Consider the following 15,065-nt stretch of genomic DNA (forward strand, 5'->3'; position numbering starts at 1 on the left):
AGCTCTGATGAGCTAATCAGACTCTTTTAAGCTCTAATCTGTCGCTCTGGAATTAAAAGTTAAAATATAGCGAGAACGATGTTCTGGATGATAACTAACACTTTTTAATTCTTTTAAATAATTATTATTGGTGAAATTGGCAATGGTTTTACACCAAAACCTCAAAGCAAGAGCATTTTCAGGAATGACGCTTACCTCCCATTGCCCAGGATGAGTTTTCCAAAGTTCCTCGGCGATTTGAGCAGCGACACCTTTACCTTGAAATTTTGCCAAAATAAAGAACTCCCCCATGTTCCATTGAGTAGTTGATGAAATGCCGATTTGATTCAGTAGGACAAAACCAGCAAGTTCTTTTTCTACGAGGACAAGAAAAGCTTTCCGACTGGGGTCCTCAAAATAAATTTTAAAATCGAAACTTTCATAAAGACCGTCCTGTGGACAAGCCCAATCATCGGAGATAAATCCACAATATCGTGACATATCGTAAACATAAAAACGGGCCATATTTTGAATGGTTGGATAATCCTTGATGGAGGCAGGTAGCAGAAATGGATGCAAGGGCTCGAGTTTATTTTCTTGCATTGTCTTATCCAAAATTAAGGACATATAAACCATATTCCATTGATATCCAGCAGGCTTTAAATTAAAAAGTGGTTGGAATCCCTGACGCTCATAGAATCTGTAGGTATTTAGATAATTTGCATCACGTTGATCTGGAGATAAGGTTTCAACAGTGATTGTAAGTGCTGATTGAGCTACTGCATATCGAATTGCTTCCCGCATTAATGCATATCCAAGACCCTGTCCATGGTATTGACGAAAAATTCCCATCCAAAAAATAGAACCATTTCTTGGATATGGAAATTCTAAACTAAGTAGTCCTACATACCGCTTATTTACTTTTACTGCAAAGTTAATGTGCTTTTTTACTCCATTTACATAGTATTCATTGCATTCAGGCAGACCAAACCATTCAGGTAAATCGATAGTAATTTCCCTACATAACTGTTCCGCAACATGTGGTTGTACTTGATCTATTTGATAGTTCATTCTTTATAACCTATGATCCTACTTTAATAAGCTGTTAGACACTGGAGTTAATGGGCACGAATTCTAATTGTTTTAGTTTGGGGGTTAATTCGGTAATTCCTTGATGTTCATTACCATTACCATGCACAAGTATTATAGCTCCTGGAGTAATAGGCTGGTTTTTTGCTATCCAAGCATCAGCGCCTAATGGGATTAAGCCAAATTTCTTCATCTTCATAATTAATTTTTTATTGGCAATAAGACCAGGGAATCTAAAGAAAATGGAAGGCACCTGATTTTCTTCTAAAAGATATTTTTCCGTTAATAGAATTTCACTCTCTTCATTAATCATCTCGGATAAAAGAAAGTTATTGGTGTAGGGCAAATCATCGTAATAAGGATGACTAAAGGAGTGATTGACCCAAGTAATTATCAATTGTTTTTTTGCTTGTAGATCCAATAGGTATTGAAACTCGTTTTGATGCATTAATAACCACAATCCAGACATCGATACCGCCACAGGAATGGGTTTTTTATGAGATAAACTCGCTAATTGATCAAAAAACTCTTTTTCAAAGGGTACAGAAGATTGACACATATCTACAGTTAATATGTTGCCTGAAACAGCACTTCTAGCATGGGTTAAACCATAATTTTCCATGACATACGGTTTCGAGGTGTATTTTTGTAGTAATTGATAATAATTGGTACTTGCAATCTGCCACTGGGCATAATCACCAAGGCGGTTCGTATTTTTCCCATCAGTCAGGGAAATTTCGGTGATTGGTACCACACGGGTATCTAAGTTATTGGTATTAACGATTAAAAATGAAGGAATGTTATTTCGTTTGAACGTACGAAGAGCAATCGATAGAGTCCCATCTTTCGTATAAACCGGTATATAGGTTCGTTGATAATCAGTAATCGTGATGTTTTCAGAGTATACAATTGTTGAACTACAAATTAACGCGATATAAAAGCTAATTTTTAAAAATTTCATTAATAATCAATAATAATTCCAAGTTTTAACTATTTTAAGTTGTTGTGTAATGAAACACAAATTTTACTTTTCTTAGGTTTAAATACTGATTTTTCTATGGAATTAACCTTACAAAACCCATTTATATTTTAATGCGGCAAGGGATACCCTTAGTTCATTATCATTGGAAATGTACTAGTATTGAACTAAGGGAATAATCAATTGCTCTAAGTGCTTACCATGTTTACCCAATTATCTAATTATTTTATTCCAGAAAAGATTAAAGCACGTCGTGAAGATTATTTTCGCGCCAAAAATATTCTTGGTGGCGTCATGATTGCCGCTGTCTCTGCGCCTCTTTTTGCATTTTTTTATTATTTTTTTGGCGCAGAGGCCGCTGCTTTGGTGATTTTACTCGAAGGGGTTTGCATTGTAGGTGCCGCATTTATATTAAAGAATTCAGGGTCGGTATTTTGGACCCGTGAGCTCATTGTCGGTAGTTTGGCGCTCACTTTATTTTGGTTGGGATATACTACTGGGGGAATATCTGCACCGGCAACCTTTTGGCTCGCTTTACCGCCCATAACGGCATTCTTTTTTGGTGGTATTAAATCAGGGATCTTTTCGGCTTGTGTATGCAGCATCGCGGTAATCCTGATCTATGTTTTAGAATTCTTTGCTTCCTCAACTCCTTCATTACCGATTGCGCACTCGGCACTTTTGGACATCATTTCCATTTTGGGTTTGTTGTTTATTATTTTATGTTTGGCTTATTTTTATGACAAAAGAGCTTTAGAGTTTATAAAGAGCTTAGAGGATGCATTAAATAAAGAAAAAGTAATTATAAAAAAATTGGAAATGCGGACTCGATCTTGGCAAGATCAGAAAGCTGTGACTGAAATCGAGCGATCATCTAAAAATTTATTACACAATGTTTTAGAAAGTTCGCACGAATATTCGATCATAGCCACCAACTTGACCGGTGATATTTTAATTTGGAACAAGGGTGCGTTTTATAATTATGGATATACAGCAGAAGAAGTTGTAGGTAAAGCAAATATTGAAATACTCCATACACCTGAATATATTAAATCAGGGCAATATCAACGTTTTTTAGAAAAAGTTAACACAGAAAGTGAGGCTGAAGAGTTTATCGAACGCGTTCGAAAAGACGGTTCTCATTTTATGGCCTCGGTTGTAATGACGATGCGCAAGGATGATGAAGGCAAACCAATTGGTTATCTCAACATATCACACAATATTACCCAGCAGAAACGCTTAGAAGAGCAATTGATTAAAATTAATAATGAATTAGAGCAATTCGCCTACATTGTGTCACATGATTTAAAAGCACCTCTGCGAGCGATAGAAATGCTTTCTACTTGGATTGAGGAAGATAGCGGAAATAAATTAGATGAGCAAGGTAGGAAGAATTTTACTTTATTACGCAGTCGTGTGAAACGCATGTCCAATTTAATATCAGGCGTTTTGGGGTATTCACGTGTTGAATACACAGAAAAGAAAATACAAACAGTCAATACGAAGAATCTTATAAAAGGGATAATTGAAACCCTAGATCCCGCTAAGAGTTTTACGATTCACTATGCGGAACATCTTCCAACAGTCCATGCTGATGAAATTCAATTAAGTCAAATTTTTTCTAATTTAATTGATAACAGCATGAAACATCATCATAAAAAAAATGGTAACATTGAAATTGATGCGAAAGAAATTGATGATTTTTATGAATTTTCTATTAAGGATGATGGCCCTGGCATTGAATCGAAATACCATGAAAAAATTTTTACCATATTTCAAACTTTAAAAGGGCGTGATGAATTTGAAAGTACAGGCGTGGGTTTAACCATTGTAAAAAAGATCATTGAATTGAATGGTGGAAAAATTAGGGTGTATTCAGAATTAGGCAAGGGCACCACTTTTTACTTTACTTGGCCAAAGAAAGTCCAAAAATCAGAGTAAATCCCTGGCATGAAATTTTATTATTATGCCTTCATTGGGTGTTCGCAGCGTTCAGGAACAAGAAGAAAATTTAAAGAGTGAACCTGGTTGCTTGCTCCAGTAATATGGTTGTTATTCGATATAATTTCATCTATTCTGGTACGTTTCATCTATAAAAACAGACTAAAAATAAGCCAATGACACTATCAACCAAAGCGATTCTGGGCGCCCTAGGAAAACCTACTGCCTCAACAAAAGAATTTCCCATTGATCCCAATGAGCTTACAACGGAATATGCGCTTGCAGAAGCGATTGATGCACACCATGTATCCTTGCAAGATACGGATATGGTGGTGATTCTTTCCGGGCGAAGTGGATTTTTTGGTAGCTATTTAGAAGTAGCAGCTGATAAGTTTGCTTTATGTGAAAACGAATACGATAAAACCGACACAGTACGTCGAATGGAATATGGAATTAACATCGCAAAACGATGTACCCAAAACAATCTTAAAAACGGTATCGCTAAGCCTGTTTATATTTATTTCAATGGTGTTCAGCGACAAAATGAGGAGTTGAGAACCCTATTGAAAGCAAAAGGAGAGTTCAATGGGTATCCTGCCGCGTTATTTATTATTGATGCGATTCCGTTTGACAATACTCTTGGGCAAGTTCTTGGGTTGAGTCGATTTCTTGATACGCACTGGAGCCATTTTTGTAAAACCCACAATTTATCTCGTCCGCCAAATCTAGTGATTTGTACCAGCAGCTATCATGTTCCTCGAGTCACGCTTGCGCATGGCGCAAACTCCCCTCTACTCACTGCTACTTTTTGGCACAACCAACCGGAGTTAGTAAAAAAACTATCTCACACGATGCGAAACTATATTTTAAATCCTGGTGAAATTCTTAAAAAATCGAGTTTAGTGGTATTGGGCTGCGACCGACAAATTACGGCCAACCCATGCTGGGAAAAAGATTTAAAAGGGGATATGGAAGCCCGGGTTCGCTATTCCTTTTTGCAAAAAGTTCCTTCCATTGCCCCCATGCGTGCTGATAATGATGTGACGGTTAAGCGCGCCCTGGTTTTAAAAAGTTTTTATAATCTGTTCAAAGAGAGGGTATCTCTTGAAACGATGAGCGATCAGAATCCCAACAAGGAACAAGTAAGTCGGGATAAGCACGATTCCAGCAGTATTTCGCTCACAAAACAGTAGGATTTGCCAATAGATTGAAGAGCATCAAAAGCTACCTGTTTATTATTGCTTCGGTAAAGAGTTGGGGACTTGATAATGTTCTTTAGAAAAGATGGTATGAATCATTTGCGCTGTTTGGGGTAACCTCATGATTCTCAGTGATTAGGATTTCTTCATGAAATTTTTTAAATCCGTTTTAAATGGTGTTGGATCGGGAGCCGGTGTCGCATGGCCATTGTTTGGAATCGTTTTTACTGTATTCGGTGGGGCGGTTGCCAGCCTTTTTTCTTTAACTTTGGGGATTATTTCAATTTCTTTGTTTTTTGCTGTTGGCATTCCTATTTTCTATTTTTCATATCAAGAAATGAAAAATGAAGAAGGAAGATTTCAAGAGCAATTAGATAAAAATCAACAAAAATTATTAACTGATATCCAGGAGTATCTCAATAGCATTTATCGGTATGCGCTGCATGAAAAAGAGAAAACGGATGTTCATGACCTATTCGCACGAATCCTCATCATGGATCTCAATAAAATTGCCCATATGGATGCGCGTTCCCCTTTATACCTTATTCTGTCGCTTCTCAATGAGGAATATCAATTAAAGCAAACTATTCCTAATAATAAAATTATCTTAGAACACCTTGTACATAAAATATCCCTAACTCCGGTGCCCTTAGCTCAAAAATTGGTTCCTCCTTTTTTTACTTTTGTAGGTACTTTTGGTTCTATTACAGGGTGTAGCGCCGGGGTTTCAGGGGTATTGACAGGCATGGGACTGTTTTCAAGTTTTGCCGCCTTTCCTTTATTAGGATGGGGAATTTTAGCCTTTGCATTAATCAGTGGTATTGCAATGGCCTCTGAATCCCTTGCTAAAACGAGTGAGCGTTTTAAAAAGAACGAGTTAAATCAAACAATAAAAAATATGCATAGTCAATTAAGCAAGGCAACCCTTGAACGTGATTTAGCTGCACGATTATCCAGTACCTTCACCTCATTAAAGGAGCAGGGTGAAGAAAAGAGGGGAATGGATCTCAATCACCCCATCTTACCCCATTCATTTTTTAACCGCGCATGCGACAAGAAGATTAAATTAACTTTTTCCTCTTTTTTTAATCTAAAGCAATCGTATTCTGGCAACGCACAAGATGATGCCCATACTTTTTATAGTCCTTCTTCGAAATGACTTCTTAGTTCATCAACATTGACGTTATTTTTCATAATGTTCGTGATTATTATTTTGAAACGGCATCCCTTGAGCAGGTATTTATTTTATCACCGAAAGGTAATTGAGCGATCTCCCATTTTTTCAAGCAACTTCAAGTCTTTGGTGCTGGAGTCAGGAAAAATATCCACATTTTTTTGTGGATAACTTTTCTTTATTCTAAAGCCTGAGTATAATTTGCCTGCAGCAGCACCTTAGTGAACTGAAGAAGTTTCTACTTCTCCACTTCTGCGAAGTAATTTTCATGCTTAATTATCTTGCTGTCCAGGTACTTTCAGTGGCATATTTAAATGCTGTGGATAATTAGTTTTAATATTCTTTTTACCACCCTTCTTTGATGAGGAGTTAAGTTGTGTCAGCATCTGTTTGGCAAAAATGTTTAGGACTGTTACAAGATGAGTATTCTGCTCAACAATTTAATACCTGGTTGCGTCCTTTACAGGCTCATACAGATGAGCAACGTTTTATTTTATTTGCTCCGAATCGATTTGTTGTGGATTGGGTAAAAAAACATTTTTTTTCTCGAATCGAAGAATTAATTAAACAATTTTGTGGAGATGAGATTAAATCCATCTCCATTGAAATTGGGAGCAAGGCTTCCAGTACCGACTCTGATTCGAGCTCTTCGGGTTCATTTTCATCTGAAGTTAAAACATCTGCTCCAACGAGTTCTACAGAAATTAAGGCTGTTCCAAAAAAAGCGGTTGATTATAAGAGCAGCCACTTAAATAAAAAATTTGTTTTTGAAAGCTTTGTTGAAGGTAATTCTAACCAGCTTGCTCGTGCGGCCTCCATGCAGGTGGCGGAGCGGCCTGGTGATGCATATAATCCCTTGTTCATTTACGGCGGGGTGGGTTTAGGAAAAACACATCTGATGCATGCTATTGGTAATGCCATACTCAAGAATAATCCGGATGCCAAAATTCTTTATTTGCATTCTGAACGTTTTGTTGCGGATATGGTTAAGGCGATTCAGACTAATTCAATCAATGAATTTAAACGCTTTTATCGCTCTTTAAATGCGTTGCTTATTGATGATATCCAGTTTTTTGCTGGTAAAGACCGCTCGCAAGAGGAATTTTTCCATACCTTTAACGCATTATTGGAAGGGCAACAGCAAATCATTTTAACGAGTGATCGATATCCTAAAGAAATTGAGGGGATGGAAGAACGATTAAAATCTCGCTTTGGTTGGGGATTAACTGTTGCAGTTGAGCCGCCCGAGCTTGAAACTCGCGTTGCTATTTTGATTAGCAAGGCCGAGCAGTCCAATATTGAGCTGCCTTATGAAGTGGCTTTTTTTATTGCAAAACGGATTCGTTCTAATGTCAGAGAGCTAGAAGGTGCTTTACGCAGGGTTATTGCCAATGCTCATTTTACAGGCAAACCAATTACTATTGAATTTGTTCATGAAGCTTTACGTGACCTTTTGGCCCTTCAGGATAAATTAGTTACGATTGAAAACATTCAAAAGACCGTGGCTGAATATTATAAGGTCAAGGTGGCAGATATATTGTCAAAGCGACGTAGCCGCTCTATTGCTCGGCCTCGACAGATGGCTATGGCTTTAAGCAAAGAGCTCACCAACCATAGTTTGCCTGAAATTGGCGATCATTTTGGTGGTCGTGACCACACAACGGTGATTCATGCCTGCAGAAAGGTTAAGGAATTGGTTCAGGATGACAGTGATTTTGCTGAAGATTATAAAAACTTAATGCGTATTTTGTCTTCCTAATGCATAAAATGAGACGGTACTCATGCAGGGTATGCCTAAATCCTAGTTTAGGTGGTGTGTGTCTATAGGTTTGTTTTTATTTAATCCTGCTTCATGCCCTAGTTCTGAATCTGCTACGAGTAAGTTAAGAAAATTGCCTGCGTCGCGCGATATGTTCGTGGAGCGTAGTGAGTCAGAGCTTATTTTAACCGAATGACAGTGAGTTAGGAGTGGGGACGATGAGGTGTTTGTTAGTTAGCTGAATATGGAGTTCTATCTTGTTTGAATTCGCTATAAAAAAAGAAGACTTACTTGCCCCAATACTTACAGTGGCAGGTGCTGTAGATAAAAAACAATCCTTAGCTATTTTGTCGAACTTTTACTTTAAATTGGCAGATGGCCTATTGAATATCACAGCGACCGATTTAGAAATCGAAATTTCCGCACACGTTGCGTGTCAGTCCGGATCACAAACTGGCAGTATTACAGTGCCTGCTAAAAAATTTATTGATATTTTTCGTTCCTTAGATGATGAAGCGACACCTAATGTGATTGTAGATAATGGTCTTTTAACGATTAAGCAAGGACGAAGTTCATTTAAGTTGGCGACCTTACCCGCTGATAGTTATCCACTTAGTGAAGATGAGTGTAACGAAGTTGAATTAACCATTCCTCGTTTGGTTTTACTCAAACTGTTGCAGTCAACACATTTTGCCATGGCACAGCAGGATGTACGCGTATTCCTTAATGGCTTATTTCTTGATTTTGAAGCAAATCTTATTTCTGCCGTTGCAACCGATGGGCATAGAATGGCAATTTGCCGTCATCAATGTTCTAATTCGAGTGAAAAAAAACTATTGTTACCCAAAAAAGGAATTCAAGAGTTATTACGACTTCTTAATAGCATTGACGATGAAGAAGTTTTATTGGCTGCCGGTAAATCGCATTTTAAATTAGTGTCACGCCAGTTTGTTTTTTTATCGAAATTAATAGAAGCACGCTTCCCTCCTTATAATAAGGCAATTCCTAAAAATCAGGACAAACAAATCATCATTGATTGTTCTGTGTTTAAACGTTCGCTGTCTCGGATTGTTATTTTGGCTCATGAAAAGTCGAGAGCGGTCATGCTTCACCTACAACCCGGTATGCTCACTTTAATCGCTAACAATAATGAACAAGAAGAGGCAGTAGAATCTTTAATTGCCGAAACTCAGGGAGATGAATTAAAAATCGGCTTGAACGCTACGTACTTACTTGACGTGCTCTCTCATTTTGGGGAAGGACAAATCCGTTTATCCTTATCCAATACAGACAGCAGTATTTTAATTGAGTCCTTAGCCGACGATAATTACCAATATATCATTATGCCCATGAAAATATGATTTTATCTGAATTAAAAATTCATCACCTACGTAATCTTTCATCAGTTCATCTCGATTTAAGTCCCCGATTCAATTTCCTATTCGGGGCCAATGGAAGTGGCAAAACATCCATCCTTGAAGCGCTTTATCTCTTAAGTTGTGGTCATTCATTTCGCTCTCGCGAAATTTCGCCAATTATTTCCTATGAACAACCTGCTTTAACTGTGTTTGCTCGTGCACAACAACAAGAGACGATAAGTATTCAAAAATCTTATTCTCAACCGACTCAAATTAAATTAAACAACCAATTTTGTTCCACCACCAGTCAATTGGCGTATGCTTTACCCTGCCAGGTTTTTTATTCTGATATTTTTCAAATTATCGATGCGGGACCTTCCGTGCGCCGTAGCCTATTGGATTGGGGATTGTTTCACGTGAAACATAATTATCTTTCGATTTGGAAAGAGTACAAAAGGGTGCTAAAACAGCGTAATGCGCTTTTACGACAACGCGCACCTTATGACCATTTTATTCCCTGGGACAATTTGTTAAGTCAATTCGCCAATCAACTCCATTTGCTTCGAGAGGACTATTTTGCACAATGGTCGTGCGCATTTACCAAGGTGTTGCACGAGCTAAGCCCACTTGACTGCACGATGAGCTACTATAAAGGATGGGATAAAAAAAATACGGGCAAAGACTTAGTGGACATATTACAAGAAGGGTTTGCCAGTGATAACCAAAAGGCCTACACCCAGTTTGGCGCTCATCAAGCCGATATTCTGATTGAGGTCAATCAAAATAAAGCCAAACAAGTTTTATCACGAGGACAACAAAAAATAATTTTGTTTGCAATGCGCCTAGCCCAAGCCAATTTATTAACACAGGATTGTTTGTATTTAATTGATGATCTCCCAGCTGAACTGGATGAGCAACACCAAACACAGTTGATGGCTTGTCTTGCAAAAAGAGCAGGTCAATATGTTATCACCTCTACAAGCTATCCCTCGTTATTGATCCCTATAATCATGGATCAACAGCATTTAATTGTACCAATTAGCGACGGTAGATTAAATCAGTGACGATTGTTTCACGTGGAACAAATGAAAAGGGTAAGCCCAGTTGGATGAAAACCCAAGAAATGAAAGTCGGTAATTCCTCGTTAATACATTTCATTTGATAGAGCCAATCTTCATCGATGTAAAGATACTCGATGAGATATAAACGCAGCTCAAAATATGCTATGATAAAGTATTCAGAATAGAACACCACGAAAGGTTAAGAGGACCTCCTAATGAGCGTTGATGCCAGTTACGATTCAAATAATATTAAAGTCCTAAAGGGGTTAGATGCAGTAAGAAAGCGACCAGGAATGTACATCGGAGATACAGATGATGGTACTGGTCTGCACCACATGGTTTTTGAAGTTGTAGATAACTCTATCGATGAAGCACTGGCGGGCCATTGCAAAGAGATTTTTGTAACCATCCATTCCGATGAGTCAATTACCGTCAAAGACGATGGACGCGGAATACCAGTAGATATTCACAAAGAAGAAGGTCGATCTGCGGCAGAAGTGATCATGACAGTACTTCATGCCGGTGGAAAATTTGATGATAATTCCTATAAAGTATCTGGTGGATTGCATGGTGTAGGGGTGTCCGTAGTTAATGCTTTATCTGAAGAATTACATCTGACGGTGCGTCGGCATGGCAAAATACATGAGCAACATTATCGTAATGGGGTCCCCGATGCACCGATGGCAGAAACAGGTGATGCAACGACCACTGGGACCCAAATTTGGTTCAAGCCAAGTGCTGAAACATTCTCAAATATTGAATTTCACTACGATATTTTGGCCAAACGCTTAAGGGAATTATCCTATTTAAACTCCGGGGTTTGCATCCACTTATATGATGAGCGCTCACAAAGACAAGATACTTTCCACTATGAAGGTGGAATAATGGCGTTTGTGGAACATCTTAATAAAAATAAAAACGTCATTATGCCCGCAGTTTTTTCCATGACTGCTGAAAAAGATAATATTGTTGTTGAACTCTCAATGCAGTGGAATGACTCTTATCAAGAAACGCTTTATTGCTTTACAAATAATATTCCGCAGCGCGATGGGGGAACCCATATGGCGGGTTTCAGAGCCGCTTTGACCAGAACACTGAACAACTACATTGAGAACGAAGGTTATGCTAAAAAAGCTAAGGTGTCACCAACGGGAGATGATGCGCGCGAAGGCCTGACGGCAGTGCTTTCTGTTAAAGTGCCTGATCCAAAATTCTCTTCACAAACAAAAGATAAGCTTGTTTCTTCAGAAGTAAAATCGGTGGTTGAATCCAGTGTTTCTGAAAAATTCAATGATTTCCTCCTGGAAAATCCATCCAGTGCAAAAGCGATTGTCGGCAAAATAATCGACGCGGCACGTGCAAGAGAGGCAGCCCGACGCGCCCGAGAAATGACACGTCGCAAGGGAGCGCTCGATATAGCCGGATTGCCTGGAAAGCTTGCTGATTGCCAAGAAAAGGATCCTGCTTTATCAGAACTCTATCTAGTAGAGGGAGACTCAGCAGGTGGTTCGGCAAAACAAGGGCGAGATAGGAAATTCCAAGCCATTTTACCGCTCAAAGGAAAGATATTGAACGTTGAGAAAGCACGTTTTGACAAAATGCTTTCATCACAAGAGGTTGCTACACTCATTACTGCTTTGGGTTGTGGCATAGGACCTGATGAATATGATCCAGATAAAGTACGTTACCATCGCATCATCATCATGACCGATGCTGACGTTGATGGTTCGCACATCAGAACCTTACTCCTTACTTTCTTCTACAGACAAACCCCGGAGTTGTTAGAGCGTGGTTATATTTATATTGCTCAACCTCCACTGTATAAAGTAAAGCGTGGAAAACAGGAACAGTATGTTAAAGATGATGAAGCGTTGTTCGAATATTTAACGCAAAGTGCTTTAGACGGAGCAGCATTCTATCCAGGAAAAGACATTCCGCCGATTACCGCTATGGCTTTGGAAGAGTTGGTGCAGCAGTATCGACGTGTTGAAAAGATTATCAAACGCTATAAAAGACGATATCCATCTGACATATTGAAACGTGTAGCCTATTTGCCCACTTTGCATAGTGAAGACTTTAGTCAGCAAGAAAAAATCGCCAATTGGTGCAAGCAATTGCATTTGGGCATGCAGCAGCTTGGAAGCAAGACAGAACAATATCAAGTAGAGGTTCATTCAATAGCTGATACCAATCAGTTTATCCCCAGAATCATAGTGACTCAGCATGGAATGGAGAATTATATTCCTATGAATGTAGAATTCTTCAATTCAAAAGACTATAAGGAGTTAGTGAGCCTGGGTTCTAAATTAGCAAGTCTGGTGGAAGAAGGCGCTTACATCAAACGTGGTGAAAAGGAGCTCGCTGTAGAACACTTTGAACAAGCCCTAAACTGGTTGATGGAGGAAGCGAAAAAAGGTCAGGCTATCCAGCGCTATAAAGGTCTTGGAGAAATGAACCCAGACCAACTTTGGGAGACAACCATGGATCCGGCTGTGCGACGTATGCTGCAAGTAAGCATAGAAGATGCCGTTGCTGCCGATGCTATTTTCACCACCCTTATGGGTGACAATGTTGAGCCCCGAAGGGAGTTCATTGAAAGTAATGCTTTAGAAGCCGAAAATATAGACGTATAAAAACGAGCGTAAGCAATAAGGGCTTGTTTCCATTTTTACTCTCTTGGACAAATAACCACGCTATCGCGAGCATAACGAGAGCGTGCTAAGTGCCCAAGCTAAAGAAATGGAAACAGACCCTAATCAGTCATGATCACACAAAATTCATCGTCTCAAATCATGAACCCATCCAATACCTAAAAAAGTATTTCAAATCAATCAAATGCATCAGTTAAAACATTTCTGGACATATGATAGCACCTATGACAGGATATCTGTCACAATGAGTTTACATTAAAAATTGCAGATCATTCTCGCGACAGAGGAAATGGCTAAGGTCAGGTTTGGTACTCATCGCTCCTTCCAAACTATGTATTGAACTATGCCCCGGAAGCTCCTTGCAAAGATAGGATTTTTTTATAAGCGATGGAGTATTCGAAAGCGGTTATTTCTTATTCAAGAAACATATTGATTTTTATGGCTGTAAGGATTTAACGATACAAGGAGATGCTATGAAATTAAAATTAAATGGACTGCCATTTAAACTTCTAGTTACACCAGTTGTATTCGGTTTATTGAGCGTACAGGCTTATGCTTTGCCAAAAGCTCCTGGGATAGCACATCATCCCATTCGTTATAAACCAAACACCCCTCACTTCATGCCCACTGGATTAACACCAAGCCAAATTCGAGTTGCTTATGGGTTTAATTCGGTGAATGCACAAGGGAAAGGTCAGGTTATAGCAATTGTAGATGCATACGATGACCCAAAAATCGAAGCAGATTTAGCAGTATTCTCAAAACACTTTGGTTTGCCTGCATGCACGACAGCAAATGGTTGTTTTAAAAAAATATATGCTACGGGTAAAAAGCCAAGAACAGACGCAGGTTGGGCTGGAGAAATTGCCCTAGATGTTGAATGGGCACATGCGGTAGCGCCGGCAGCAAAAATCATTTTAGTTGAAGCGGCAAATGATCAAATGGATAGTTTATTTAAAGCGGTGCAAGTGGCCGTAAAAAATGGGGCGACCGTGGTTTCCATGAGCTGGGGTGGCAGTGAGTTTGCTGGGCAAACTTCCTATGATGCGGTGTTTAACAATCCAAAAGTAACCTTTACTGCATCCTCTGGTGATAGTGGTACAGGAACCATTTATCCCGCATCCTCCCCATATGTCTTGGCTGTAGGTGGAACTACTTTAAATGTTGACTCCTATGGAAACTATCAAGGTGAAGAGGCATGGTCAGGAAGTGGCGGTGGAGTTAGCTCAGTAGAGGCGTGGCCAGAGTATCAAAAAAATCTACCAATCCCTCAATCAAACAATATGCGAGGAGTTCCTGATGTAGCCTATAACGCTGATCCAGAAACAGGATTTTCAGTTTATAACTCCGTTCCAAGCAGTGATGGTGTAGGTTGGGCCGTAGTTGGTGGTACTAGTGCGGGTGCTCCTCAATGGGCGGGAATCGTTGCGGTTGCCAATTCACTGTATGGTAAAGTATTTGGTGGTCATTTTGTGAATATACTGTATGCTGCAGCAAGCCCTAATGGCGGAAAATACCATTACAATTATAACGACATTATCTCTGGAACTAACGGAGACTGTGGTTACTATTGTACTGCTCAAGAAGGGTATGACTATGTTACGGGTTTAGGTTCACCTGAGCTTGGCAGTTTGATTCATGATTTACCAAATTATCAATTGATCGATATTCCTCCACTCAATAAATAAAACCCAAACTCTTGATTGAGCCCAAAACTCAATCAAGAGTTGCATTCTTGAACAGATACCCCCATGAAATCATAGAATCAAAAAGACTGGGGATTTTTACCGAACACGCATTGGCGCAGCAGTAACATCAAATTGCCTGAAAGGGATAATTTTTTTATACATTTCATACAAAAAAAACAAAAAAACT

10 protein-coding genes are annotated in these 15,065 nt (G+C 39.0%); 8 read left to right on the forward strand and 2 right to left on the reverse strand.

The features are described 5' to 3' along the window. Positions 1-33: 33 nt before the first annotated feature. Both OQJ13_RS08875 and OQJ13_RS08880 read right to left on the reverse strand, forming a co-directional pair. The gene (locus tag OQJ13_RS08875) at positions 34-1,050 is read right to left on the reverse strand and encodes a GNAT family N-acetyltransferase (protein WP_265710504.1); all 1,017 of its coding nucleotides are present in this window, start codon (positions 1,048-1,050) and stop codon (positions 34-36) included. A 34-nt stretch (positions 1,051-1,084) separates the two neighbouring features. Beyond that, positions 1,085-2,029, reverse strand: coding sequence for a hypothetical protein (locus tag OQJ13_RS08880; RefSeq protein ID WP_265710505.1), 945 nt, complete (start codon positions 2,027-2,029; stop codon positions 1,085-1,087). A gap of 219 nt (positions 2,030-2,248) precedes the next feature. Between OQJ13_RS08880 and OQJ13_RS08885 the strand changes: the two genes are divergently transcribed. The 8 genes from OQJ13_RS08885 (at position 2,249) to OQJ13_RS08920 (ending at position 14,878) form a co-directional block, all read left to right on the forward strand. Continuing rightward, on the forward strand, positions 2,249-3,988 hold the full coding sequence (locus tag OQJ13_RS08885; RefSeq protein WP_265710506.1) for a sensor histidine kinase: 1,740 nt from the start codon (positions 2,249-2,251) through the stop codon (positions 3,986-3,988). Between the two features lie 176 nt (positions 3,989-4,164). After that, the gene (locus OQJ13_RS08890) at positions 4,165-5,181 is read left to right on the forward strand and encodes a hypothetical protein (protein WP_265710507.1); all 1,017 of its coding nucleotides are present in this window, start codon (positions 4,165-4,167) and stop codon (positions 5,179-5,181) included. 154 nt (positions 5,182-5,335) lie between these two features. Continuing rightward, a complete protein-coding gene (locus OQJ13_RS08895; RefSeq protein WP_265710508.1) occupies positions 5,336-6,346 on the forward strand; it encodes a hypothetical protein in 1,011 nt (336 codons plus the stop codon). A gap of 391 nt (positions 6,347-6,737) precedes the next feature. Beyond that, positions 6,738-8,120: a chromosomal replication initiator protein DnaA gene (gene dnaA / locus OQJ13_RS08900; RefSeq protein WP_265710509.1), complete on the forward strand. Its 1,383-nt coding sequence runs from the start codon at positions 6,738-6,740 to the stop codon at positions 8,118-8,120. Between the two features lie 257 nt (positions 8,121-8,377). Beyond that, positions 8,378-9,481: a DNA polymerase III subunit beta gene (gene dnaN / locus OQJ13_RS08905; protein ID WP_265710510.1), complete on the forward strand. Its 1,104-nt coding sequence runs from the start codon at positions 8,378-8,380 to the stop codon at positions 9,479-9,481. Beyond that, positions 9,478-10,542, forward strand: coding sequence for a DNA replication/repair protein RecF (recF, locus tag OQJ13_RS08910; protein ID WP_265710511.1), 1,065 nt, complete (start codon positions 9,478-9,480; stop codon positions 10,540-10,542). The genes dnaN and recF overlap by 4 nt, the downstream gene beginning before the upstream one ends. Before the next feature lie 212 nt (positions 10,543-10,754). Further along, positions 10,755-13,172, forward strand: coding sequence for a DNA topoisomerase (ATP-hydrolyzing) subunit B (gene gyrB / locus OQJ13_RS08915; RefSeq protein ID WP_265710512.1), 2,418 nt, complete (start codon positions 10,755-10,757; stop codon positions 13,170-13,172). A gap of 491 nt (positions 13,173-13,663) precedes the next feature. Further along, positions 13,664-14,878: a S53 family peptidase gene (locus tag OQJ13_RS08920; RefSeq protein WP_265710513.1), complete on the forward strand. Its 1,215-nt coding sequence runs from the start codon at positions 13,664-13,666 to the stop codon at positions 14,876-14,878. Positions 14,879-15,065: the final 187 nt, after the last annotated feature.

Source organism: Legionella sp. PATHC035 (assembly GCF_026191115.1).
In the GTDB taxonomy this organism is placed as follows: Bacteria; Pseudomonadota; Gammaproteobacteria; order Legionellales; family Legionellaceae; genus Legionella.

What these genes read in the sequence shown, in the direction of transcription:
- OQJ13_RS08920 (WP_265710513.1), top strand. Translation starts at nt 13,664, where the DNA reads ATGAAATTAAAATTAAATGGACTGCCATTTAAACTTCTAGTTACACCA.
- OQJ13_RS08875 (WP_265710504.1), bottom strand. Translation starts at nt 1,050, where the DNA reads ATGAACTATCAAATAGATCAAGTACAACCACATGTTGCGGAACAGTTA.
- recF (WP_265710511.1), top strand. Translation starts at nt 9,478, where the DNA reads ATGATTTTATCTGAATTAAAAATTCATCACCTACGTAATCTTTCATCA.
- OQJ13_RS08895 (WP_265710508.1), top strand. Translation starts at nt 5,336, where the DNA reads ATGAAATTTTTTAAATCCGTTTTAAATGGTGTTGGATCGGGAGCCGGT.
- OQJ13_RS08890 (WP_265710507.1), top strand. Translation starts at nt 4,165, where the DNA reads ATGACACTATCAACCAAAGCGATTCTGGGCGCCCTAGGAAAACCTACT.
- OQJ13_RS08880 (WP_265710505.1), bottom strand. Translation starts at nt 2,029, where the DNA reads ATGAAATTTTTAAAAATTAGCTTTTATATCGCGTTAATTTGTAGTTCA.
- OQJ13_RS08885 (WP_265710506.1), top strand. Translation starts at nt 2,249, where the DNA reads ATGTTTACCCAATTATCTAATTATTTTATTCCAGAAAAGATTAAAGCA.
- gyrB (WP_265710512.1), top strand. Translation starts at nt 10,755, where the DNA reads ATGAGCGTTGATGCCAGTTACGATTCAAATAATATTAAAGTCCTAAAG.